Annotated in this window: 29 protein-coding genes; 17 read left to right on the top strand and 12 right to left on the bottom strand. The window is 44.5% G+C overall.

Features of this window, described 5'->3' with window-relative positions:
- From ICN44_RS04760 to ICN44_RS04705, 12 genes are all read left to right on the top strand, one after another.
- A complete protein-coding gene (locus ICN44_RS04760; protein WP_216262928.1) occupies positions 1-1,014 on the top strand; it encodes a cytochrome d ubiquinol oxidase subunit II in 1,014 nt (337 codons plus the stop codon).
- Positions 1,015-1,171: 157 nt separating this feature from the next.
- The gene (locus ICN44_RS04755; RefSeq protein ID WP_216262927.1) at positions 1,172-1,570 is read left to right on the top strand and encodes a BLUF domain-containing protein; all 399 of its coding nucleotides are present in this window, start codon (positions 1,172-1,174) and stop codon (positions 1,568-1,570) included.
- A gap of 157 nt (positions 1,571-1,727) precedes the next feature.
- Positions 1,728-2,147 carry a CHRD domain-containing protein gene (locus tag ICN44_RS04750; protein WP_216262926.1) on the top strand — a complete coding sequence of 140 codons (420 nt, stop codon included), beginning with the start codon at positions 1,728-1,730 and terminating at the stop codon, positions 2,145-2,147.
- Between the two features lie 312 nt (positions 2,148-2,459).
- On the top strand, positions 2,460-3,026 hold the full coding sequence (locus ICN44_RS04745) for an SRPBCC family protein (protein ID WP_216262925.1): 567 nt from the start codon (positions 2,460-2,462) through the stop codon (positions 3,024-3,026).
- A 227-nt stretch (positions 3,027-3,253) separates the two neighbouring features.
- A complete protein-coding gene (locus ICN44_RS04740) occupies positions 3,254-4,150 on the top strand; it encodes a cation diffusion facilitator family transporter (protein ID WP_216262924.1) in 897 nt (298 codons plus the stop codon).
- Positions 4,151-4,206: 56 nt separating this feature from the next.
- Complete coding sequence (locus ICN44_RS04735; RefSeq protein ID WP_216262923.1) at positions 4,207-5,163, top strand: sodium-dependent bicarbonate transport family permease; 957 nt, start codon at positions 4,207-4,209, stop codon at positions 5,161-5,163.
- A 65-nt stretch (positions 5,164-5,228) separates the two neighbouring features.
- A complete protein-coding gene (locus tag ICN44_RS04730; RefSeq protein ID WP_216262922.1) occupies positions 5,229-5,660 on the top strand; it encodes a DUF3106 domain-containing protein in 432 nt (143 codons plus the stop codon).
- A gap of 25 nt (positions 5,661-5,685) precedes the next feature.
- Positions 5,686-6,369 (top strand): DUF2461 domain-containing protein, encoded by a 684-nt coding sequence (locus ICN44_RS04725; protein WP_216262921.1) that lies wholly within the window; start codon positions 5,686-5,688, stop codon positions 6,367-6,369.
- Positions 6,370-6,405: 36 nt separating this feature from the next.
- On the top strand, positions 6,406-7,089 hold the full coding sequence (locus tag ICN44_RS04720) for a haloacid dehalogenase type II (protein ID WP_216262920.1): 684 nt from the start codon (positions 6,406-6,408) through the stop codon (positions 7,087-7,089).
- A 10-nt stretch (positions 7,090-7,099) separates the two neighbouring features.
- On the top strand, positions 7,100-7,423 hold the full coding sequence (locus ICN44_RS04715; protein ID WP_216262919.1) for an MAPEG family protein: 324 nt from the start codon (positions 7,100-7,102) through the stop codon (positions 7,421-7,423).
- A gap of 142 nt (positions 7,424-7,565) precedes the next feature.
- Entirely contained in the window at positions 7,566-7,721 is a 156-nt protein-coding gene (locus tag ICN44_RS04710) for a hypothetical protein (protein ID WP_216262918.1), read from the top strand.
- 33 nt (positions 7,722-7,754) lie between these two features.
- A complete protein-coding gene (locus ICN44_RS04705; protein WP_216262917.1) occupies positions 7,755-8,489 on the top strand; it encodes a sulfite exporter TauE/SafE family protein in 735 nt (244 codons plus the stop codon).
- Positions 8,490-8,522: 33 nt separating this feature from the next.
- On the opposite strand, the gene ICN44_RS04700 is transcribed toward ICN44_RS04705, so the two are convergent.
- Genes ICN44_RS04700 through ICN44_RS04685 form a run of 4 tightly spaced genes read right to left on the bottom strand, consistent with a single transcriptional unit; the run spans position 8,523 to position 10,887 of the window.
- A complete protein-coding gene (locus ICN44_RS04700; protein WP_216262916.1) occupies positions 8,523-9,293 on the bottom strand; it encodes a MipA/OmpV family protein in 771 nt (256 codons plus the stop codon).
- Positions 9,294-9,320: 27 nt separating this feature from the next.
- Entirely contained in the window at positions 9,321-9,965 is a 645-nt protein-coding gene (locus ICN44_RS04695; protein ID WP_216262915.1) for a histidine phosphatase family protein, read from the bottom strand.
- Positions 9,966-9,986: 21 nt separating this feature from the next.
- Positions 9,987-10,382, bottom strand: coding sequence for a GNAT family N-acetyltransferase (locus tag ICN44_RS04690; protein ID WP_216262914.1), 396 nt, complete (start codon positions 10,380-10,382; stop codon positions 9,987-9,989).
- Between the two features lies 1 nt (position 10,383).
- Positions 10,384-10,887 carry an MOSC domain-containing protein gene (locus ICN44_RS04685; protein ID WP_255537413.1) on the bottom strand — a complete coding sequence of 168 codons (504 nt, stop codon included), beginning with the start codon at positions 10,885-10,887 and terminating at the stop codon, positions 10,384-10,386.
- Between the two features lie 77 nt (positions 10,888-10,964).
- Here ICN44_RS04685 and ICN44_RS04680 point away from each other — a divergent pair, with 77 nt between their 5' ends.
- A complete protein-coding gene (locus ICN44_RS04680) occupies positions 10,965-11,837 on the top strand; it encodes a DMT family transporter (protein WP_370624861.1) in 873 nt (290 codons plus the stop codon).
- Between the two features lie 52 nt (positions 11,838-11,889).
- On the opposite strand, the gene ICN44_RS04675 is transcribed toward ICN44_RS04680, so the two are convergent.
- The gene (locus ICN44_RS04675) at positions 11,890-12,072 is read right to left on the bottom strand and encodes a hypothetical protein (RefSeq protein WP_072582586.1); all 183 of its coding nucleotides are present in this window, start codon (positions 12,070-12,072) and stop codon (positions 11,890-11,892) included.
- A 128-nt stretch (positions 12,073-12,200) separates the two neighbouring features.
- On the opposite strand from ICN44_RS04675, the gene ICN44_RS04670 reads away from it, so the two are divergent.
- Together ICN44_RS04670 and ICN44_RS04665 are read left to right on the top strand one after the other, a co-directional pair.
- Entirely contained in the window at positions 12,201-12,437 is a 237-nt protein-coding gene (locus ICN44_RS04670; RefSeq protein ID WP_216262913.1) for a DUF2798 domain-containing protein, read from the top strand.
- A 22-nt stretch (positions 12,438-12,459) separates the two neighbouring features.
- A complete protein-coding gene (locus ICN44_RS04665; protein ID WP_216262912.1) occupies positions 12,460-12,705 on the top strand; it encodes a hypothetical protein in 246 nt (81 codons plus the stop codon).
- Between the two features lie 22 nt (positions 12,706-12,727).
- On the opposite strand, the gene ICN44_RS04660 is transcribed toward ICN44_RS04665, so the two are convergent.
- Complete coding sequence (locus ICN44_RS04660) at positions 12,728-14,356, bottom strand: peptide chain release factor 3 (RefSeq protein ID WP_216262958.1); 1,629 nt, start codon at positions 14,354-14,356, stop codon at positions 12,728-12,730.
- A gap of 58 nt (positions 14,357-14,414) precedes the next feature.
- Positions 14,415-15,152 carry a pseudouridine synthase gene (locus ICN44_RS04655; RefSeq protein ID WP_216262911.1) on the bottom strand — a complete coding sequence of 246 codons (738 nt, stop codon included), beginning with the start codon at positions 15,150-15,152 and terminating at the stop codon, positions 14,415-14,417.
- A 99-nt stretch (positions 15,153-15,251) separates the two neighbouring features.
- On the opposite strand from ICN44_RS04655, the gene ICN44_RS04650 reads away from it, so the two are divergent.
- Positions 15,252-16,580 (top strand): dicarboxylate/amino acid:cation symporter, encoded by a 1,329-nt coding sequence (locus ICN44_RS04650; protein ID WP_216262910.1) that lies wholly within the window; start codon positions 15,252-15,254, stop codon positions 16,578-16,580.
- A gap of 3 nt (positions 16,581-16,583) precedes the next feature.
- Here ICN44_RS04650 and ICN44_RS04645 read toward each other — a convergent pair whose 3' ends face one another.
- From ICN44_RS04645 to can, 4 genes are read right to left on the bottom strand one after another with little or no spacing between them, the layout of a single operon-like run.
- Positions 16,584-18,002: a protein kinase gene (locus ICN44_RS04645; protein WP_216262909.1), complete on the bottom strand. Its 1,419-nt coding sequence runs from the start codon at positions 18,000-18,002 to the stop codon at positions 16,584-16,586.
- 3 nt (positions 18,003-18,005) lie between these two features.
- The gene (locus tag ICN44_RS04640) at positions 18,006-18,758 is read right to left on the bottom strand and encodes a metallophosphoesterase (protein ID WP_216262908.1); all 753 of its coding nucleotides are present in this window, start codon (positions 18,756-18,758) and stop codon (positions 18,006-18,008) included.
- Positions 18,759-18,783: 25 nt separating this feature from the next.
- Complete coding sequence (locus ICN44_RS04635) at positions 18,784-19,683, bottom strand: lipid A biosynthesis acyltransferase (RefSeq protein ID WP_216262907.1); 900 nt, start codon at positions 19,681-19,683, stop codon at positions 18,784-18,786.
- Positions 19,684-19,690: 7 nt separating this feature from the next.
- Entirely contained in the window at positions 19,691-20,356 is a 666-nt protein-coding gene (gene can / locus ICN44_RS04630; RefSeq protein WP_216262906.1) for a carbonate dehydratase, read from the bottom strand.
- Between the two features lie 22 nt (positions 20,357-20,378).
- On the opposite strand from can, the gene ICN44_RS04625 reads away from it, so the two are divergent.
- Positions 20,379-20,675, top strand: a complete 297-nt coding sequence (locus tag ICN44_RS04625) for a DUF167 domain-containing protein (protein ID WP_215358763.1) — start codon at positions 20,379-20,381, stop codon at positions 20,673-20,675.
- A gap of 15 nt (positions 20,676-20,690) precedes the next feature.
- Here the strand turns inward: ICN44_RS04625 and ICN44_RS04620 are convergent, their stop codons facing one another.
- Positions 20,691-21,593 (bottom strand): aspartyl/asparaginyl beta-hydroxylase domain-containing protein, encoded by a 903-nt coding sequence (locus tag ICN44_RS04620; protein WP_216860454.1) that lies wholly within the window; start codon positions 21,591-21,593, stop codon positions 20,691-20,693.
- Positions 21,594-21,706 lie beyond the last annotated feature (113 nt).

Here is a 21,706-nt window from a genome sequence, read left to right as displayed (position 1 = left end):
ATGATTCCTAATTTATACGAACCATCTGGTTGGTTGCCCCTGTTCTTTTTGGTTGCAATGGGCATTGCAATGGTTGCTTACGTTGTCTTAGATGGATATGACTTGGGTGTCGGTATCTTATTTAATCAGGCAAGCGAATCAGAAAAAGACATCATGATTTCATCCATTGGTCCTTTTTGGGATGCTAACGAAACTTGGTTAGTACTCGGAGTCGGAGTTCTCTTGATTGCCTTTCCAATGGCTCATGGAATTATTTTGACTGAGCTCTATTTGCCGGTAGGCATCATGTTGGCCGGTTTAATTTTACGAGGCGTATCTTTTGACTTTCGCGCAAAAGCGCATTTGAGTCAGAAGGCAGTGTGGAACTTCCTATTCTTTTTTGGTAGTTTCTTGGCGGCGGCATCCCAAGGAGTGATGGTTGGAAGAGAGGTGATTGGTTTTGACTCAGGATACTTGGGCTGGATATTTTCTTTTATCGTAGCGCTTTGCCTGCCGGCTGGGTATGCCCTATTAGGCGCTAGCTGGCTGATTATGAAGACATCTAGCGATCTACAGCTAAAGGCAGTTGGCTGGGCAAGAAAATGCCTCTTATTAACGGGGCTTGGTGTTGGGATCATTTCTGTAGCGACACCATTCTTTAGTGCAGAGATTGCGGCAAAGTGGTTTACCTTCCCAAATGTCTTTTTCTTATTGCCGTTTCCAGTTCTGACCTTGGCTTGTTTTATCTTTATCGATTTGAACTTGTTAAAAATGCAGAAGAATAAGCCTGCTCCTGTTTGGATTCCTTTTGCTCTAAGCGTAGCCATATTTGTCCTTGCATTCTTAGGAATTGCTTACAGCATGTTCCCTTACATCGTTGTAGACAAAATGACTATTTGGGAGGCGGCTTCAGCTACGGAGTCATTGTGGGTCATATTTTGGGGGGCTATAGTTGTACTGCCAACCATCATCGGGTACACCATTTATTCCTACAAAATCTTTTGGGGCAAAACCGAGCCGCTTAGTTATTACTAATTAGTTATTACTAATGCAACGGTATGAGCATCAATTAAAGTGATACTTATTGGGACATCCTTTTTACGGGCGCTTATAGGTGAAGGGATTTGCAATCTTTGTAACGCTGGGGTAAACGCCTAGAGTAATTGGTGCTGAGGCTCTCTAGTATTGGCGTATGTCTAAGCTAATCGAACTGACTTATGTAAGTGAACCAGCCCAAAATATGTCTTTTTTAGGATTGATGAGACTTTTATATCACTCATATGCTAATAACCAGGCCTTAGGCATTACCGGGGCGCTCATTTATGAAAATAACAAATTTGGTCAAGTTATTGAAGGCGCTGAAAAAGACATTGAGGCTTTGTGGCAAAAAATTCAAAAAGATAGTCGACATAAAAATGTTCGCCTAATAGAAGCCAAATCCATCAATGAGCGAAGCTTCAGTAAATGGACTATGGTTTTCCAAGGTAATGAAGAGATTGCTAAAACTTTGCCAGAAGTTAGCGCAGCTATTGAGGATGTCGAGTTTCCGGTAGGCCATCCATTGCTAATTGCTTTGAGAGACGGCAGTTAATACTTGTTTAGTAGAACTAAACTCTCGCTGGAAATGGTGTGCGCTCCCAATGTCGTTTGAAACGAAGTTTCATGAGTTGATCCCTCCTTTTTTCGACATACTTAATTAATCTAATTGTGATAGTCTGATTTCAGAATTAAACCGATAGGAGATATAAATGAAAATAAATCACGTTTTGACTAAAGTTGTTTTGGGAATATGTGTCGGCATTGCTTCATTAGCTGTTTCAGCACAGTCAATGAAGGTAAGCCTTAATGGAGCCCAAGAAGTTCCGCCGGTGACTACTTCAGCCTCTGGCGTAGGGTCAATCATGGTTGCTCCAGATGGATCAGTATCGGGAACGATTACTACCACTGGTGTTGAGGGAACTATGGCTCATATTCATGAGGCGCCAATGGGTCAAAATGGCCCTGTAATCGTGCCATTTACCAAGACGTCAGATAATGTTTGGTCAGCTCCTGCTGGTGCCAAATTAACAGATGCTCAACTCCAAAGCCTAAAGAGCGGAAATCTCTATCTCAATGTTCACAGCGCTACTAACAAGCCTGGCGAAATTAGGGCTCAGCTTAAACCTTAAGGACCTGTCATTATTGGGCTCTTGTCGAATGCCCCGGACCATCAAGAAACACTAAAACCACCTTCGGGTGGTTTTTATTTGAGCGTCCAATAAGAGCAAATACAAAACTATAGGAAATGGAGATTTGGCGATTGCTAGCAGCAAGTTGGAAAGCAGAAAAACTTCTTACTTATCGCATCCTCTGATGTCTGCTTGACCATCCCTTGGGTTACTTTATAGGCTTTACTACAAAAGAATTGTTCTACAGCACACATAGGTCTATCCGGAGTTTCTTTTAAAACGGCAAAATCCATAAGACCCTAAAATCTGTCAATGAAATGGTTTTTAACGCTTGCCTTAGCCTTCTTTATCTCTCAGAGTTTTGCCCAAGAGAATTCCAATCCCTTTGATGTTCGGGTGAATGTGACCCTGGTTGATGGTCGTTTTCATGCCCAAGCAAGCTATTCTGTGCCAATGAATATTTGTAATGCCTATGCATTCATTACAGACTATGAGGGCTCAAAAAATATCCCAGGAATAATCGAGGCAAGGGTTATTTCAAGGGCGGGCAATAGGGTTCGCGTATACAGAGTGATTGAAGAGCAAATTCTATTTTTCCCTATAGAGATGAAGTCAACGGTGGAATATACAGAGCTGCCAAATAGATCTCTAACATTTGAGCAGATCAGCGGCGACAACAGGTTATACAAGGGAACTTGGAAATTGCTGGAGGAAAAAGATAAAACAGTCTTTAAGTATGACGCTCAAATAGAGCCCAACTCAATTATTCCCTCAGCCATCATTGAATATTTTATAAAAAATAGTATGCGGGGACGATTTGAATCCATGGCACAAAGAGCCAGTCAATATAAATCTATTGAAGTAGTTGCCTGTAAATAGCCATCGCTCTTTCTGTGCGCATTGACTAAACCAGTAGCCCCACTTGAGGCGATAGTGATAGTTTTAGGGGCGGATTTGTCTCCTCGGACCCAGTTGACTCAACCATGGGCTACCGAGAGACATCAAACTCTCATTAGGGTGATTTTATTACCCAGATACTTGACCCATGCTATGCAAGGCGCTTAACACAAAGTCAAAACCCCACTCTTATTTGCTAGTATTAACTTATGGATAAAGTTGCCGAAGATCACGAATCACAAACACCTGCCAAGCAACAGGCCGCGAAGAAGAGCACATTGGTTAGTGTCGTGGTTAATATTGGCCTGACAGTTTCTCAAGTGTTTGCAGGAATTGTGTCTGGCTCTCAAGGCTTGATTGCAGATGGCATTCACTCTGCGACAGATTTAGTTGCAGACTTTGTAGTGCTCTTTGCCAATCACCATAGTGCCAAAGATGCAGATGAAGATCATCGTTATGGGCACCAACGATATGAAACTGCCGCCTCTCTATTTTTAGGAATCTCTTTATTGGCTGTTGGTGCTGGCATGCTTTTTAAAGCTGGGGAAAAGATTATCAATCCAGTGGCGGCTGGGCAGATTCAAATCCTAGCTTTATATGTTGCATTAGCTTCTTTGGTTGCAAAAGAATTGCTGTTTAGATACATGTTGATAGTAGCTCAGCGCGTGCGATCATCGATGTTGGTAGCTAATGCTTGGCATGCCAGATCTGACGCAGCTTCTTCATTAGTCGTTTCTATTGGTATTGTTGGCGCCCTATTTGGGCACCCAATCTTTGATGCTATTGGTGCTTTAGTGGTTGGCCTAATGGTGGCCAAAATGGGTTGGAAGTTTGGTTGGGATGCCCTGCATGACTTAATGGATAGGGCGGTATCAGAGGAAGAGCATCGTCAGATAGAGGACATTATCAAATCTACCGATGGCGTCAGAGGCTTTCATGATTTACGAACTCGCAAGATGGGCGACATGATTTTGGTAGACGTCCATATCGATGTGGATGCTAATGCCACTGTCAAAGTTGGGCACGACATTGCCTTAAACGCGGGCAATCAAATCAAGAAACAATTGCCGGTGCTCAATGTCATGACGCATATTGACCCTGTTTAGCCCTCAGGCACTGTGTGGCTAATACAAAAACTTCTAAAATTACCTAAGATGTTGGTATGAATAATTTCTTGGATCCAGCAATTCTCTTTTTTGTCTTTGGTGCATTTGCTGGTGCCGTTAAATCTAATCTAGAAATTCCTCAGCCCATTGCTCGGTTTTTATCGCTCTATCTATTGATGGCGTTGGGCTTAAAGGGTGGCTTTGCCCTTCATAAATCAGGATTTACTCTTGAGATTGGTTTGGCTCTTGGGCTCGCAGTATTTTTGGCAATTATCATTCCTCTCATGGGATATATGGTTTTAAGAACCAAGCTCAATAACTATGATGCAGCCGCCATTGCGGCCACTTATGGTTCGGTTAGCGCCGTTACGTTTATTACTGCAACGCAAGCATTAGATCAATATGGCATTGCATTTGGTGGACATATGGCGGCAGCAATGGCTTTGATGGAGTCCCCAGCAATCATTCTGGCAATCTTGTTAGCGAATAAAGCGAGGACATCCGCTACGAATTCAACGCAGTCGACAGGCATGTCAAAGATTCTTTATGAGTCATTTACTGATGGTGCGCAGCTACTCCTTTTGGGATCAATGATGGTTGGCTTAGTCAGTGGCGACAGTGGACAAAAAATAATGGCCCCATTTTCGATAGATTTGTTCAAGGGAATGCTTGCCTTCTTCTTGCTTGATATGGGTTTGATGGCTGCTAAGAACTTTGAGGGATTAAAGGGTAAGCCGCCCATAACTTTGCTTTATGCAATTGGTGCCCCTTTGGTTCATGCCTCAATCGCATTGGGGCTTTGCAAACTATTGGGCTTGCCATTGGGCGATACCGTCTTACTGATGGTGCTTGCCGCGAGCGCTTCTTATATTGCTGTGCCAGCCGTGTTAAGACACGCACTTCCAGAAGTAAACCCCGCTTTATATATGGGAATGTCCTTAGGAATTACCTTCCCCTTCAATATCATTTTGGGCATTCCGCTTTACGCTTATGTTGCGGGTCTAACATACTAGATAGAGCCAGTTGACTCTGCCTTGACCGGGATTAGAATGGTTCATAACCAGCGGGAGACGAAGCAATGATTTCTAAAAAATGGGTAGTTGGAGCGCTATTTAGTATTTTTGTGATTTCCTTAGCTGGAGCCGCTATCCCTGAGCCACCAAATCCTTTGACTAATATCAATCTCACCTTTGATCAGCGCTTGGAGCAGATCAAGCAAATAGATGCTGCATTGCTGAAAGCAACACCAGAAGAGCGCAAAGCATATTGGCATCAGACGCGCGATCAAATGAAGGCCTTAAGCCCCGAAGATCGCAAGCTAGTTCAGGAAAAAATGAAGGCACAATGGCAATCCATTACTCCTGAACAAAAAGAAAAAATGAAAGCCGAGAGAAAAGCTTTCTTTGATGGTTTAACACCAGAAGAGCAGGCAGAAATGAAGGCCCGAAGAGTCAAATGGGAAAATATGAGCCCTGAAGAAAAGCAGAAGTGGTTCAAGCAACCGGGCTAGGCTTGGTATTCTCGCCCCTACTTTAATGAGCGACTTTATTGGATTTAGTCCTAAGGCTTTCAAATTTCTTGAAGAGCTTACCGATAATCAAACTAGAGTTTGGTTTTCTGAGCATCGCTCGGAATATGAAGAGTTTGTGCGCGAACCGATGAAGCGCTTTACCGACGCCCTGTCTGAGAGTCTCGCAAATAAAGATATACCGCTGTGGGGCGATCCCAAAAAATCCCTCTTTAGAATTAATCGAGATGCTCGGTTTTCAAAAGCAAAGCATCCTTACAACATGCATGCCAGCGGGCTCTTTACGAGAACTGGAGACAAGCACTCCCCGGGTGTTCTGTATTTTCGTTTAGACCCCCTGGGCAGTAGATGTGCTGCAGGTTATTTACAGCCAGAAGCCCACAATCTAAAAAAGCTCAGACAGGGAATTTTAGATAACCCTAAGGCCTGGCTATCTCTTGAGAAGTCTCTAAAAAGAAAAGGCTATGAGCTGGATTATTCCAACACATTGGCACGAATTCCGAGAGGCTTTAATGATGTCCCGCCAGAGGTTGAGCGAGCAATCAAACTCAAGGGCTGGATTATTAGAAAGCAGTTGCCCAGATCAACGATTTGCTCGAAAGAGTTAATTAAAGAAGTCACTGGTTTTGCTAAAGATATGCTTCCCCTTCTCAGTTTTGGGTGGCATGCGTTGGCTAAATTTTCTGATTAAATGACAATAGAAATTCATACTAGAAAGTAAGCACGCATGTATAAGCTAATCGCTTTTGATGCCTATGGCACGTTATTTGATGTGTATTCCATGGGTCAGTTGGCAGAAGAATTATTTCCAGGGCATGGACAGGCTTTTGCTTTAATGTGGCGCGATCGCCAGATTGAATACACCCGCTTGGTAACGATGAGTGACCCCAATCCCAATGGGAGTAAGTACTATCTCCCGTTTTGGGAACTAACCATTCGCTCATTGCGGTATGTCTGTAAGCGCATGAACTTAAATCTCACCCCTGATTATGAGGGGCGGTTGATGGACCAGTATGCCAAGCTCACCGGCTTTGAAGATAGTCTCAATGTCCTCAAAACAATAAAACAGAAAGGGATCTCTACTGCAATTTTGTCTAATGGTAGTAGGGAGATGTTGGCAACCGTGGTCGAAAGTAATGGCCTGAAGTCTTACCTAGACAAAGTCGTCACTATTGAGGACGTGCGCTTATTTAAAACAGCCCCACAAGCTTATGAATTGTTATTAAAGGCATTTCCTTTTAAGAAAGAAGAAATTCTGTTTGTATCGAGTAATGCTTGGGATGCTCTAGCTGCAAAGTGGTATGGCTTTGATGTGTTCTGGGTCAATCGCTTGGGCCATCCCTTTGAAGAGATTGGCGAGAAGCCAAACTATGAAGGTAATTGCTTAAGCAAGGTATTAGAAGTTATATAAGGAGATATAAATGCTATTAGTCACTTCAATTATCGCCGCTACCTTAACCATTATTTTTATCAAACTCTCTTTTACTGTCATTGGCTTAAGAAGGAAAAATAAGGTTGGCCTAGGAAGTGGTGGCCACGAAGATCTCGAGAGGGCCATTCGTACCCAAGGAAACTTTGCCGAATACGTTCCCATTGGAATTATCTTAATTGCTTGTCTTGAATTAAATGGCGCCCCTTGGTGGTTGGTAGCTATTCCAGGCATCTCGCTCATTATTGGACGTTTGATTCATGCAAAGGGTATGAATACTCCCCCCCGGATTTCAGCAAGCGCGTGCTTGGAATGAAATTTACTTTTTTCACACTCATTGCATTGGTTGTTTTGAACTTGGGATGGTCTTTGCTCTATCTAGTTCATTAGGGCTGGAGATTCTGAGGTTTAAGAAAGCCTTTATTTATTAAATCGTCTTTTGATTGAGGTATTCAAATATGAATAAAATATCCTTAGCTTTGACTGTGACTTTATTTGCTCTGGTCTTGAGCGGTTGTCTTGCCAGCACCACCTCTCTAGACGGAGTGAATTGTGACTTTAGTCAAGGCAAGCCTATGTGGGAAATGCCTTTAGATTGTCAGGGCGGACGTTAACTCATTTTTCAAATTTAATCGAGATCAATAGCGTTGCCTGATTTAGTTCTTCAAGCCTTAGTGCTGGGCTCATTGGGGCTGGCTGCCGGGGTTTTAGGGGGTGTCATTGGTTTTGGTACCACCATCATATTGATGCCCGCTTTGGTCTATTTTTATGGGCCCATTCAGGCAATTCCAGTTATTGCTTTGGTTGCCACCGTAGCCAATCTCTCCCGCATTTTTTTGTGGTGGAGCGTGATTCAATGGCGCATTTGTTTTGTCTATAGCCTAGCTGCAATACCATTCACGATATTAGGGGTGAATACTCTTGTTCAGCTTAATGAGCGATTAATAGAAATTACTCTAGGAGTATTTTTAATCCTATTAATACCGATTCGTCGCTGGATGCGCAACCAAAATTTTTATCTAAAACTTTGGCAGATGGCCTTGGTTGGCGCTGCTATTGGCTATTTGACTGGGATTGTTGCGACTACTGGCGCTATCAACACCCCCTTCTTTTTAGCCTATGGACTCACCAAGGGTGCTTTCTTGGGAACAGAGGCGGCCAGCACCTTATCTATTCTGTTTACCAAGGGCATTACATTTCATCAGCTAGGCTTTCTCAATGTCACTGCAATCATTCAGGGGCTTCTTATTGGTAGTTGCGTTTTGGTCGGCTCTATTTTTTCTAAGAAGATTGTTTTGGCATTGCCAGAAAAGAAATTTTTATTGCTGATGGAGCTAGTGATGTTGATTTCAGGCTTATCGATCCTGGCCATGTCTTTCTAAAGCCACCCCTAGAGTTAGACAACCGCTATCTGCTTACTTAAAGCGATACGCAAGTGCCATAAAAATATTGTCTTGGAATGAGCGATTCATGACTGGGCTGTTATTAATTCCGCCACCCATCCATTTGCGTTTGCCATATACATTGATATACCAGTTATCCACCACCGGAATCTCCACCATGAGCCCTGCTAGGAGATTGCTTGTTGCGGGAGCGCTATAGGCCGCATAACCTGTAGCTGTAGACTCTCCAGAGCTGATGCCATAGTAGTAATTAGCGTATTGGCTTGACTGTCGTTCGACGCCAATTTGCGGATAGACAGTTACTTTTTTATAGGTTTCAATTTCGGCGAAGTATAAAAATTCATAAAGTGCACCTTTTGATTTACCGAAGTCATGATAGGCGTTAACAAAAAATCCCCCAATCGGCGTCTCTTGAAAAGTTCCCAAGCCAAGGGGTATTGGGTCGCTTCGGTTGATAGAGTTGCCATTGATTGACGACTTTACTTTGTAGGTATCTAAATTAATTTTTCCAATGACTTCAAAATAGCCGTAACCCATCTTGAAAGTCTTAATACCCACCTCATCAATACGAGCGAAAAAACGCTGATAGTCAAAAAAGGCATAGGGCAGAGCTAAGGATTGAGTTCCTTCGGTGCCAATATGTAAATTAGAGGTATAAACGGCTGCACCGATATCGCCAACGATGCGATCTGGAAGCGTATCCGGAATATCATCCATGGCATAGGCCGGAATGCAGATTGCAGCAGCAATTAAAAGAGCCGTTATGTGAAAAATCAATTTCATGTATGCATCATAAGCCCTTGTGGGGCACTAGAGGTCTAGATTATCCAGAGCCAAATCCTGAAGGTGGCTTGTATTCGCCCAGCTATTCACCTTCCAGGCAAGTCCATCATGACTGATCCAGTTGAGAGAGGCATTGGGTACGGTAACGGCTTTTTCTGCATCCAGGGCTTGATTGCTCGCAATTCTGTACATCATGTCCAATGTGCCTCCATGGCTTACCAATAAAATAGTCTTGCCTGAATATTGTTCGCAGATTTCCACAAGCGTAGTTTTAATGCGATCTGCAAATTGTCGAATGCTTTCGCCATCACGTAAGTTCTCCTCAATATTTCTGCTGAGATGAGATTCCCAAAGTTCCGGCTCACGTATCGGGGCTTCATCGGTAGTGAGACCCTGTAGAGCACCAAGATGACGCTCTCTTAGTCCAGCATTGGGTATCGCAGAGGTTTCAAATATCTCTTCAATCGCTTGTGCAGTCTTTGCTGCTCGCTGAAGATCACTCGTATATAGAACATCAAATTGAAGCTCCATGTTTTTGAGGGCGCGCGCCATTTGCCCTGCTTGAGCTAAGCCTCTAGCATTGAGGTCAATATCAGTGTGGCCTTGAAGGCGGCGTGCAGCATTCCAGTCAGTTTCACCGTGGCGAATTAAGCAAAATCGAGTAATAGTCATATGGTAATGATAAAGACTGAATTACTTTTTGAGGGTCCAGGCGCGCGGATTGTGTTCAAAGCCAATATGCTCGTAATATTCATTCGCCTTGGGCGCTGCTAAAAGTACGATCATGCACTCAGGACCAAGGCGCGCTTTAGTTTCCTCGATGAGTTGTTTGCCAATTCCAGAGCGTTGATATTTTTCATCAACGGCTAAATCCGCAAGGTAAGCCACATAAGAAAAGTCTGTTAGCGAACGCGAAATACCCACCAAAGCTTCGTCGTCCCATGCGGTAATAGTGAGGTTGGCATTCTTGAGCATGTCCTCAAAAGTTTGAACGTTGTGAATAGGGCGTCGCTCCCCAAGGGTGGAGCGCTTGTAAAGATCGATAGCTTGCTCTGCAGTAATCGTGATGTTGTCGCGATATTGAATCATGTCATTCCCCTTCCTCAATGAGGAGCTTATCACCCACAGCAAGAGCTCCAGAAGTTAAAACTTCGGCCCGAATGCCGCCACGCCCTTCGAATGCCTCCATGAAACTTGACCTACTCAGTAATTGCGCCGGTCTCTCACAGGGGGTGCATAGTTCTGTGCCGAGTAGTTGAATGCTGCCGATCTGAAATCGTTGGCCTACGAGCGCATTGAGTTCAGATGCCGTAATTCCTGCAAGTGCAATATTACGGCGTGTTTCAGAGCCATCAAAAGTGGGTTCATCCCCAGCTGTTAACCAATCATTTGCTGTATCGATAGCAGATAGGGCGATGATACTGACGTGACGCACTTTAGTTGGCTCGATGGCTGAATAGGCGCCTGTACCAAGTGCATAACGGTCGCCTTCTAGTCCAGATCCTGCGATAGCTTTGGCAGTGTTGACAGATAGCATCTGCGTGCCAGCAGATGCTGCTAGATAGATGGCTTGAATATAGGCATTGAATTTCATATGGGCTGCTTACATATTACAGCCCATGCTTTGACGTTTGTTAATACAATTAATACAACACAAGACAAAGGGTAACGGTGAATAAAGAAAGCAAGGGAATGCTGATTGGCTTTATCGGCATTCTAATTTTTAGCTTAACGCTACCAGTCAGTAAGATTGCCGTTTTAAGTTTTAACCCGTATTTCATTGCTTTTGGCAGAGCAACCTTAGCAGGGATGGTTGCTCTGGCCTACCTTGCTTACAAAAAAGAGCGCACACCCACTAAAGTGGATTTTGTGAAATTTGTTGTCATAGCTCTGGGAGTCGTGTTTGGTTTTCCCATATTCACTACTGTTGCTATGACTCAAGGCTCATCTTCACACGGGGCAGTGATTTTAGGGATGATGCCGCTTGCTACCACCGTTATTGGAGTACTGCGCTTTAAAGAGCGCCCATCCTTGGGATTCTGGCTGGTATCTTTATTGGGCGCTGGTTTAGTCATTCTGTACGCTCTATTGAAGAGCTCCGGCAGCTTTACGTATATTGATGGCCTTTTAGTGCTTGGCGGAATCAGCGCTTGCATTGGTTATGTAGAGGGTGGCGAGCTCTCCAGAAAAATGAATCCTCGCGCGGTCATTTCTTGGGCCTTGGTTATTTCATTGCCGTTGAATATTTTGATGACTTGGCTCACCTATAGCCCAGACTATATTCATGCGGGTGCCGTGGCATGGACTAGCTTTGTCTATCTGAGTTTATTCCCCATGTTTCTTGGCTTCTTCTTTTGGTATGAGGGGCTTGCGATTGGCGGTATTGCACGTGTTAGTCAAGTGCAATTGATTCAGCCATTTTGTACTCTGGTAGCAGCAAGTGTTTTGTTGGGCGATTCACTCACGGTGATGAATTTAATCTTCGCCGTACTCGTTGTATCTACCGTCATCCTTGGGAAAAGAATGCTGGTAAAAAGAGCGTAGTTTTATTTGTAAACATCAAATTAAAAAGCCCCGATTGAACGGGGCTTTTTAATTATGCGGCAACAACTTTATGTTTGCTGAGTGCACGCAAGATTTTGCTTTTCTCTTTGGGTTTGGTGCTCGATTCTAGTAACTTAGTAAGTTGAGCGGTATTCAGGGGACCTAAGCGCGCTTTTCCTGTTTTAGTGAGCATGGAGTCGTTTTTTCTGGTTCTTTGATTTTGGCCTACAGCCATGAAATTTTCCTAGAGTAATAGAATGATGAATCTCAAAGACTTTCTCAAGAGATTCCCCTGTCTAGGGCGCACAATAGTGATCACAGTCCAGAATAACAGTTAACAAGCCTAGAAGCTATTATGTAGCCATGATCAATCTACCCAACCTAGTTTTTGCCCTGGTTATGGGCCTCTTAATGTCTTTAAGCATTACGCTTGCTACTACATTTGTTCGTGTTGGTCTTGCAGAAAATTTCTTCTGGGTATGGCTTGAAGTTTGGTCAGTAGCCTACCCAGTTGCCATTGTTTGTATTCTGATTTACAGGCCATTTGCTAGCAAAATCACTGCAAAGGTTATGAATGTACTGGGCCTCAATAAGCCCTAAGTTATGGATGAGGAATGATTAAATGAATGCATTGATGAAGTCTTCTGTTTTGACTATATGTTGCGCATCTATTTTGAGCGCTTGTGCTGCGGTATATACCGATGCATCAGATTCTAATCACGTTACTTTTCTAAATAGTAGCGGCGAATCAATTGAGCAATTAACTCAAAAGGCAAGTGCCTATTGTGCGCAGTACGGCAAGATTGCCTCATTCAGAAGTAGTGATACGCAGTTGGTTGCTGTCTTTGATTGCAAAACAACACGCTAATGTAGTGCAACCGCTGGGCGAATTAGCCTGCCAAATCAGATTGATAAATTAAGCCAGCATGCTCTCTGAGGGCATGGAATTGAATGGACTCCCAGCGTTGTTGGGCAACATCCAGTTCTGATTTATGTGATGCCAAGAAAACAGATGCGCCCACTACATCTTCTGCCATGCGGTGGATATTTTCTTGAGTAAATTTCTTCAGCGCAACAGGATCGTCTGAGCTAACCCAACGAGCCAAGCTATATCGGGCCGGCAAAAGACGCACTTCTGCACCATATTCAGTTTGGAGGCGATGACTTACCACTTCAAATTGAAGTTGACCAAAGGCGCCAAGTAGCATGGTGCCCCCAGCCATTGGCCTAAAGACCTGAATAGCGCCCTCTTCACCCAATTGCATCAGTCCAGTGCGTAATTGCTTAGAGCGCAAAGGATCGGCAGATTCAACCATGCGGAAAATTTCTGGTGCAAAGAATGGGAGCCCCGTAAATTGCAATTGCTCACCTTCAGTTAAGGTGTCGCCCAAGCGCAGCAAGCCATGATTTGGCAAACCGATGATGTCGCCTGGAAAGGCCTCATCCAAAATATCCCGTCTTTGGGATAGGAAAGATAGTGCATTGTTGGTTCGCACTTCTTTGCCATTACGACAAATCTTGAGTTTCATGCCGCGCTGAAAATGGCCAGAACAGATGCGTAAAAAAGCTACACGGTCACGATGTGCTGGATCCATGTTGGCCTGAATCTTGAATACAACTGCTGAGAACTTGTTCTCGGCAGGACTGACCTCGCGTTGCAAGGCTTTGCGCGAGCCTGGCGACGGTGCGAGCTCTACTAATGTATTGAGAATCTCGCGTACACCAAAGTTATTGATGGCCGAGCCAAAAAAAACCGGTGACTGACGTCCAGCCAGAAAGGCTTCTAGATCAAAGGCTGGCATTGCTTCTTTGATCAGCGCCACTTCAGCTAGTGCATTTTCTAAGTCTGTGCCCAGACGCTCTTTAAGGGCTGGATCATTTATGGCAACTACCGCATGTGAGTCTTCTGTCACGCGATCTTCACCTGCTTTGAACATGCGCATACGAGCATTGGCGATATCAATCACCCCAGCAAAGGATTTACCCATGCCGACTGGCCAAGTGAAGGGCACTACTTCTATGCCAAGTGCGGTTTCAATCTCATCCATTAATTCCATTGGAGGCTTAACCTCACGGTCCATCTTATTAATGAATGTCACGATAGGCGTATTACGTGCACGGCAAACTTCAAGCAAGCGCAATGTTTGAGATTCAACACCATTAGCAGCATCAATCACCATGAGAGCGGAGTCAACCGCAGTCAACACACGATAGGTATCCTCTGAAAAGTCTTGGTGACCGGGTGTATCTAATAAGTTAATGATGCAATCGCGGTATTCCATTTGCATTACCGAGCTTGCTACAGAGATGCCGCGCTGCTTTTCAATTTCCATCCAGTCAGATGTTGCATGACGGCTGGCTTTGCGTGCCTTGACACTTCCTGCAATCTGAATAGCTCCCGCATACAGCAGTAACTTTTCTGTAAGCGTAGTTTTACCCGCATCTGGGTGAGAGATGATCGCAAAGCTGCGACGTCTAAGTACTTCTGCGCCTGGAGTGCTGGAGGTAAGAGTTTCGATGGTAATTCTGCGTTGAGTAATCTAGGTTCGGAGGCAATTATAAGCGTGCCAATGCACTTCAGAACTGCTCATGAGCCCCTACGTAGCGCCATTGCCCGGGAGGAAGCGGTCCCAATGAGATGCGACCCATTCTGACGCGTTTGAGGCCTATCACTTTGAGGCCCACCATCTCACACATCCGACGGATTTGGCGCTTACGCCCTTCGCGCAATACAAAGCGTAATTGATCTTCATTCTGCCAGCTAACCTGTGCAGGTTTGAGTTCTACTCCATCAAGAGAGAGACCATGTTTTAAGCGATCTAAATCTTCGAAAGAGAGAGCCCCCTCTACGCGTACTAAGTATTCTTTTTCAACGGGGCTATTTTCGCCAATCAATAATTTGGCAATGCGACCATCTTGAGTCAGCACTAGCATGCCTGTGGAGTCAATATCTAGCCTGCCTGCTGGCGCTAGCCCTTTGGTGTTAAAGCGAGGGCTTCTACCTTTATCAAGCGGACTAGCAAAGTAATTTTCAGGGGTAATCAAAGAGGCCGCTGGTTGATATTCTTGTTCGTCGTCATAGTGAGAAATATAGCCAACGGGTTTATTCAGAATAACGGTAATGCGAGAGGCTTGCTGTGCTTTGGCGCCAGATTGCAACTCAATTTTCTGATGACGGTAGGCGCGAACACCTAATTCATTTACCACTTCGCCATCTACTGTGACTAAACCTTGCTCAATATATGAATCAGCTTCACGACGGGAGCAAAGGCCAAGCTCAGAGAGTAATTTTGAGACGCGTACTTTTTCTTCCATGCTTGCATTATCCGATATTGGGGCTAAATATTGGCCTGGAGTTAATATGGGGGCAGACGAAATAAAAAGCCTGCGCATAATTTAATAAAGGATGACCAAATGACCGATACATTAAAAAAACCACCAATCTATAAAATCCTTTATTTTCAAGTACTTACAGCCGTTGTAATTGGTGTTTTACTGGGTCATTTTTACCCAAGCTTGGGTACAGAAATGAAGCCATTTGGGGATGCCTTCATTAAAGGCATCAAGATGTTAATTGCCCCTATTATTTTCTGTACAGTGGTTTTGGGTATTGCCGGCATGGAAGACATGAAGAAGGTGGGCAAAACTGGCGGACTAGCACTGTTGTACTTTGAGATTGTGAGCACCATTGCATTGATGGTCGGCTTGGTTGTGGTGAATGTGCTTCAGCCTGGCGCAGGCATGAATATCGATCCAGCAAGCTTAGACACCAAAGGAATTGCTGCGTATACCGGGCCCGGAAAAATGGGCACCACTACGGATTTCTTAATGAATATTATCCCGAGCAGTGCGGTTGATGCATTTGCTAAGGGTGAAATTTTGCAGGTCCTTTTCATTGCAATTTTGTTTGGATTTGCATTGCATAAGTTCGGTGGTCGCGGAACCATGGTGTTCGACTTAATTGAAAAAACATCCCATGTTCTCTTTGACATGATTGGTGTGATTATGAAGTTCGCGCCTATTGGCGCATTTGGCGCAATGTCATTCACTATTGGCAAATACGGCATTGGTTCTTTGTTCTCATTGGGCAAACTCATGGGCTCGTTTTATCTAACCTGCTTGCTCTTTGTGTTTATTGTCTTAGGGATTATTGCGCGAATTAATGGATTCAATATTTTTAAATTCGTGCGCTACATTAAAGAAGAGTTGTTAATTGTTTTGGGAACTTCATCATCCGAATCCGTCTTGCCACGTATGATGGAAAAAATGGAGCTGTTGGGCGCCAAGAAAACTTGTGTTGGTCTCGTTATTCCAACAGGTTATTCATTCAATTTAGATGGCACCTCTATTTATTTAACAATGGCCGCAGTATTTATCGCGCAAGCAACCAATACGCCGATGACACTGATGCAGGAGGTCACGCTGTTGCTAGTACTGTTGCTTACATCTAAGGGTGCGGCAGGCGTAACTGGAAGCGGTTTTATTGTTTTGGCAGCCACCCTTTCTGCTGTTGGAGATGTTCCGGTTGCTGGTTTGGCAATTATCTTGGGCATTGACCGCTTTATGTCTGAGGCGCGAGCACTTACAAATTTGGTAGGTAATGGTGTGGCTACGATTGTGGTTGCCAAGTGGACTGGCGAGCTTGATCAAAAGCAGTTAACTAGCGTGCTCAATCGCGACAATTGGATTGAGGCACAGGAGCCAGAATTGATCTTGGATCAAAAGCAAGACAAAATGCGCTGATATTTAAGTGCGCACAATATGAACGCTACAGGGAGCCTCTTCAACGATTTTGGTCATCGAGGTTCTCCAAGGTGTTACCTTATTAGGTAGCTTATGTGATGCTCCAATCAAAATGAGGGACGCATCATTATCTTTGGCAAATTCAACGATTCGAGAGGCGGGATCAAGCGCCTCAAGTACGTGATAAGAAATTCTTTCGGGCGGTAATTTGAGTGGTTTAGCCCACTCCATCAGTTGCACTAGGTGGCCGCGGACAATGCCGCTAGCAGTTTGGCTTTCGTGATTGCCTTCATAGGTTGGCGTACTGGCAATCGTGCTCAAGCAAATTAGGCGACTTTCAGGATAGGCCTGTAATAAATTTTTTGCTGTAATTTGCATGCGCTCACGCAGGGCTTCATCAGACTGACGAGTATCTATCGCGGCAATCATGAGGGGCGCGTCAAGGTTGCCCATACTGGGACGGGGGCTGGGAGAGGGCTCGTAACCAGCGGCTTTGAACATGCCTTTGAGGTTTTCCCAAAAGCTAGGGGGCTCAACACGTTCGGCACGCTCGGTCAGCGTAACGCCCTCGGGATCACGCAATACTTGACGTAAACGCGCAGCACCCTGATAGCGATCGGCGGCGCGTGGCTCCAGACATCTCAGAACTACTTCTTGTAACCAGCGAGGAATTTCTCTACGAATAGCACGTGGAGGAAAGGGTTCTGCCCACATTCGTTTTCTTAGTCCACTCATGGTTTGAGGGTTACCAAATGGCAGTTCGCCAGTCAGCAGCTCGTACATGATCACGCCAATAGAAAAAATATCACTGCGCGAATCAGAGCGAATGCCGGCTACTTGTTCAGGAGAAATATAAGGTGCAGAGCCGATACCTTTGCGCATCTCTTCTGCAAGCAAGTCCGGGTATCGAGCGTGGTGCGACAAACCAAAATCAATGAGTGTTAACTTCCCCCTCTCATCAATCAAAATATTTTCAGGCTTGACATCTAGGTGAATGGCATCTTGTGAGTGCAGTGATTGAACAGCTTGCGCTAAATCTGCCCCAATGCGAACTACCTCATCAATCGTAAATACTTTACCTTCCTTGATGTAATCCTCTAATGGCCGGCCCTCAACTCTTTCCATTGCAATATAAGGGCGCGTGGCCATATTGCCTGAACCTAAATATTGAGGAACGTAAGGACTTTTTAGGGAGCGCAAGATAGTGAGTTCGGTTTCAAAGCCGATCAAACTTTCAACCGGTTGATCTCTGCCAACACGCGGGATTTTCAGCAAGATAGGGACATCTATTCCCTCTTTAGTTGCTGAAAAAAGGCTAGCCATTCCGCCGCGATGAACTTCCTTGCCTAAAACAAATCCATCTACTACTTTGCCTTCTTGAAATATATCGTCTACTGCTTGAATGTCGGTGTTAATGGGCATTGTTTATTTGCCGGTGATGAGGCGGTTTGCCAGATCTTCTGGCAGGCCAGCGCGACGTACTTTCTCTGCGGCAGTGTAGTGATCGTAGGGCGTACGATGAAATGTCAGTGATTCTGAAGCGGGCTCAAAAACAGCAAAGCAGGCCTCTGGATTGCCATCTCTAGGTTGACCAAGAGAGCCAACAACACCTACCCATTGGCGATGAGGTAGTACCGGAATTTCATCACCAGGGTGTGGTGCAAATCGAATGAGTTTCCCAACGGCGCTTTGATAAAAAAGCGCTTGCTCATGTGCATGACCAACAAAAGTGTAATTTTTCCCAGAGCTTTGTACACAACGCCATGCACTCATGCTGTCAGTAATGTAATTCCACTCGGCTGGATTGTAAGCAGAGGCATGCACAAAACAAATCTGATCTTCTTGAACCATCAGGGGAAGATTTTTAAGGAAATCTATATGGTCATTATTGAGTTGAGATTTAGTCCACTCAATGGCGGCATTGGCGCTGGCGTTCATTTGATTGCGGCTATCCTTAAAAACAGCCTCATCATGGTTGCCAAGAACGGCAATCGCTTTTTTGTTTTCTACGAGCGTGGCAATGCGTTCAAGAAGCGCAACAGGATCAGCGTTATAGCCCACGAGGTCACCCAGAAACACCATGCGAGTAACGCCAAGTTCCTCGGCACGAGCCATGCAGGAATCAAAAGCTTCTAAATTGCTGTGGAGATCGGCAAATAGCCCAATACGTTCAGTCATCCCTTAATGATAGGACAAAAGGCCCCTAGATAGAAGGGTTATAGGGACTCGGATCATTATCTGGGCGATTTTTAAAACGCTTGTGAACCCAGTAGTATTCGGCCGGCCGAAGTCGAATTTCTTCCTCAAAGTATTGATTAAGCCGTGCGGTGTCAGACTTGGGGTCTGCCCCAGGAAAATTCTCTAAAGGCTTCCCAATTTCGCAAAGGTAACCTGACTCATCTACTTTTAATGTGGTGGTCATCAAGCATACGTCAGCGCCAGTAATTTTTGCTAAGCGAGAAATGGTGGTGATGGTATTTGTTTGAATTCCAAAAAATGGCACAAATTCAGAATCCTTAAGACCCAAATCAAGATCCGGTGCAATGATGATGAAATCTCCATTGCGAATTTCTCGGATGATCGCCTTTGCATTGCCTTGGCGATCAATTGAATTCCCGCCAAAACGGTTGCGCCATTCCACAATTCGTTTATTAAAGAATGGATTCTTCATTCTCTGAAAAAATCCTGAAGTGCGCGGCCAATGTTTTGTTTTAGAGAGCGCGCTCAAAATAATGCTGCCCTCAATTCCTGTGAAATGCATGTTTACTAAGATGCGCGGTTTTTTGCTTGAGAGGTCAACTGCTGATTTCACTTCAATCATATTGCTCAGTTGCTTAGAGCTGCCGCACCAGATAATGCTTTTCTCTACTAGGCTACGCCCAAGTAATCGCCAATGCTGTTTGGCAAGTCTATCGACTTCTACCGGACTTAATTTTGGAAAGCATAAGTGGAGATTTGTTTTTACTACTCGATTTCTATCGCTAGGAACGCGAGCCGCAATAAATCCAAGACCGTAGCCTAGCGCAACCAGAAGCCTATAGGGCAAGAGGGCAAGAAGCTTGAGTAGAACGACGACTACTTGATTGGAAAAAGACTTCAGCAAATTAGTTTTACTCTGATTCGTAACGCTTTACGGATTTGGCATAGCGCTCTGCCATCTCTTCAATGGAGCTACTCGACATTCCCAAATCATTTACTAGGCCAGTTTCAAGACGATAAGCCCAGCCATGAACAGTGAGATCTTGCCCACGTGCCCAAGCATCTTGCACGATGGTTGTTTCACATACGTTAACTACTTGCTCAATGACATTGAGTTCGCAAAGGCGATCTTGACGCTTAGGGGTTGGAATAGCATCGCCTAAATAACGCTCATGTTTTTGGTGCACATCCTTAACGTGACGCAACCAGTTGTCGGCTAAGCCAACTCGCCTATCGGCTAGCGCTGCATGAACACCAGAGCAACCGTAGTGGCCCACTACTAATATATGTTTTACCTTCAGTAAATCAATCGCAAACTGAATAACAGACAAGCAATTCAAATCAGTGTGAACAACTACGTTTGCAACATTTCGGTGAACGAATAACTCACCAGGCAGTAAGTTCACAATATCATTCGCCGGCACTCGACTATCAGAGCAGCCAATCCACAGATATTCAGGGGCTTGTTGAGAAACAAGGCGCTTAAAGAAATTGGCATCCTTTGCCACCATGCTTTCGGCCCAGGTGCGATTATTGGCAAATAGCTGCTCTAGCGCTAAAGAATTCTTCATCGTCATGCTTTCAGTTTAAAGTACTTTAATGACGCCCAATTGGTTAAAACAAACCCCCACCGGAATTACCTTAAATTTACATTGCCAGCCAGGAGCTAAGGTGACTAAGGTTGTTGGCCTGCATGATGGCTGTTTAAAAATTTCTCTACAGGCGCCTGCCCTTGAAAATAAAGCGAACGAGCTCTTATTGGCTTGGCTCTCTAAGCAATTAAGAGTGCCTCAAAAACAGATTCAATTCGTTTCTGGTCAAAATAGCCGCAAGAAACGAGTAGAAATTTGGGGGCCCATCAGTCCCGAGCAAATTGTGCAGTTGTTGAGCCCATAATTTAAAGGTCGGCGCTTACCAAAATATTGCCCACAAGATTCCCAAAATGAGCACCCATTTGCCCACGTAATAAACGGAGCGATGTTTTGCTTTGAGTTTTTTAGCTTGTGCACGGAGATGGTAGAAATAGGTGAACAAAATATTTACAAAACCTATTTTTTCACCTTCAACATTTTGGGATGATGCGGCGCTCATGACATAGCGTCCAAACCAGCGATTGAATAGAGCAACTACCTTTGTGTGAACTGGGCGTTCGACATCGCAAAATAAGATGATTCTTTGTTGATCTGTTTCATTGGCAGCGAAATGAATGTAAGTTTCATCGAATATGACCGCTTCGCCATCTTTCCAGAAATAACGCTCCCCATCTACATCAATAAAGCATTTGGGGTCGTTGGGAGTCGTTAGGCCAATGTGATAGCGCAAGGACCCTGCATAGGGGTCACGGTGGCGCACCAGCGTTGCTCCAGGCGGCAGGGATGCGAACATGGCAGCCTTGACTGAGGGGATCGATTTAATCAGTGCAACCGTTTTGGGGCAACCTGCTTGAGCCGAGGGTACCTCTTTTCCATACCAGCAGAGGTGAAAACGCTTCCAGCCAGTCCGAAAGAAGGAGTTAAAGCCGATATCGTTGTATCCGGTTGCGGCCGCAATGGAGCCGACTTCCTGCAGAGAAAGCGCCTCTTGCCGAATTATTTCCCAGTTATCTTGAATGGGCTGCATTTCAGGAAATTGGCTTACTGGAATAAAAGCGCCAGGCTTTACTTTTGAAAATAAATACAAAAGTGCATTTACGGGTGCTAGAAGCACTTGGTAGTCAGTAAGAGATCTAACAACCCCAAAACGAACCTTTCCTCTGAAATAGACATAAACAGCCGATGCTATAAAAATAAAAAAGATGATGTGGCGAATTTCCATGAGTTTTGTCTAAGTGAGGTAATTATTAATATTTTAATTTGTATATCAGATCTAAATTGACTATTTCTTATGCTCGGATGCTCATATACTCCAAGCAGAGGGCTTGAAAACCG

The organism is Polynucleobacter sp. JS-Fieb-80-E5, from assembly GCF_018882015.1.
Lineage (GTDB): Bacteria > Pseudomonadota > Gammaproteobacteria > Burkholderiales > Burkholderiaceae > Polynucleobacter.
The sequence above is the reverse complement of the archived record's forward strand: the minus strand, read 5'-3'. Positions and strand labels throughout refer to the sequence as shown.

What these genes read in the sequence shown, in the direction of transcription:
- ICN44_RS04760 (WP_216262928.1), top strand. Translation starts at nt 1, where the DNA reads ATGATTCCTAATTTATACGAACCATCTGGTTGGTTGCCCCTGTTCTTT.
- ICN44_RS04755 (WP_216262927.1), top strand. Translation starts at nt 1,172, where the DNA reads ATGTCTAAGCTAATCGAACTGACTTATGTAAGTGAACCAGCCCAAAAT.
- ICN44_RS04750 (WP_216262926.1), top strand. Translation starts at nt 1,728, where the DNA reads ATGAAAATAAATCACGTTTTGACTAAAGTTGTTTTGGGAATATGTGTC.
- ICN44_RS04745 (WP_216262925.1), top strand. Translation starts at nt 2,460, where the DNA reads ATGAAATGGTTTTTAACGCTTGCCTTAGCCTTCTTTATCTCTCAGAGT.
- ICN44_RS04740 (WP_216262924.1), top strand. Translation starts at nt 3,254, where the DNA reads ATGGATAAAGTTGCCGAAGATCACGAATCACAAACACCTGCCAAGCAA.
- ICN44_RS04735 (WP_216262923.1), top strand. Translation starts at nt 4,207, where the DNA reads ATGAATAATTTCTTGGATCCAGCAATTCTCTTTTTTGTCTTTGGTGCA.
- ICN44_RS04730 (WP_216262922.1), top strand. Translation starts at nt 5,229, where the DNA reads ATGATTTCTAAAAAATGGGTAGTTGGAGCGCTATTTAGTATTTTTGTG.
- ICN44_RS04725 (WP_216262921.1), top strand. Translation starts at nt 5,686, where the DNA reads ATGAGCGACTTTATTGGATTTAGTCCTAAGGCTTTCAAATTTCTTGAA.
- ICN44_RS04720 (WP_216262920.1), top strand. Translation starts at nt 6,406, where the DNA reads ATGTATAAGCTAATCGCTTTTGATGCCTATGGCACGTTATTTGATGTG.
- ICN44_RS04715 (WP_216262919.1), top strand. Translation starts at nt 7,100, where the DNA reads ATGCTATTAGTCACTTCAATTATCGCCGCTACCTTAACCATTATTTTT.
- ICN44_RS04710 (WP_216262918.1), top strand. Translation starts at nt 7,566, where the DNA reads ATGAATAAAATATCCTTAGCTTTGACTGTGACTTTATTTGCTCTGGTC.
- ICN44_RS04700 (WP_216262916.1), bottom strand. Translation starts at nt 9,293, where the DNA reads ATGAAATTGATTTTTCACATAACGGCTCTTTTAATTGCTGCTGCAATC.
- ICN44_RS04695 (WP_216262915.1), bottom strand. Translation starts at nt 9,965, where the DNA reads ATGACTATTACTCGATTTTGCTTAATTCGCCACGGTGAAACTGACTGG.
- ICN44_RS04690 (WP_216262914.1), bottom strand. Translation starts at nt 10,382, where the DNA reads ATGATTCAATATCGCGACAACATCACGATTACTGCAGAGCAAGCTATC.
- ICN44_RS04685 (WP_255537413.1), bottom strand. Translation starts at nt 10,887, where the DNA reads ATGAAATTCAATGCCTATATTCAAGCCATCTATCTAGCAGCATCTGCT.
- ICN44_RS04675 (WP_072582586.1), bottom strand. Translation starts at nt 12,072, where the DNA reads ATGGCTGTAGGCCAAAATCAAAGAACCAGAAAAAACGACTCCATGCTC.
- ICN44_RS04670 (WP_216262913.1), top strand. Translation starts at nt 12,201, where the DNA reads ATGATCAATCTACCCAACCTAGTTTTTGCCCTGGTTATGGGCCTCTTA.
- ICN44_RS04665 (WP_216262912.1), top strand. Translation starts at nt 12,460, where the DNA reads ATGAATGCATTGATGAAGTCTTCTGTTTTGACTATATGTTGCGCATCT.
- ICN44_RS04655 (WP_216262911.1), bottom strand. Translation starts at nt 15,152, where the DNA reads ATGGAAGAAAAAGTACGCGTCTCAAAATTACTCTCTGAGCTTGGCCTT.
- ICN44_RS04650 (WP_216262910.1), top strand. Translation starts at nt 15,252, where the DNA reads ATGACCGATACATTAAAAAAACCACCAATCTATAAAATCCTTTATTTT.
- ICN44_RS04645 (WP_216262909.1), bottom strand. Translation starts at nt 18,002, where the DNA reads ATGCCCATTAACACCGACATTCAAGCAGTAGACGATATATTTCAAGAA.
- ICN44_RS04640 (WP_216262908.1), bottom strand. Translation starts at nt 18,758, where the DNA reads ATGACTGAACGTATTGGGCTATTTGCCGATCTCCACAGCAATTTAGAA.
- can (WP_216262906.1), bottom strand. Translation starts at nt 20,356, where the DNA reads ATGACGATGAAGAATTCTTTAGCGCTAGAGCAGCTATTTGCCAATAAT.
- ICN44_RS04625 (WP_215358763.1), top strand. Translation starts at nt 20,379, where the DNA reads ATGACGCCCAATTGGTTAAAACAAACCCCCACCGGAATTACCTTAAAT.
- ICN44_RS04620 (WP_216860454.1), bottom strand. Translation starts at nt 21,593, where the DNA reads ATGGAAATTCGCCACATCATCTTTTTTATTTTTATAGCATCGGCTGTT.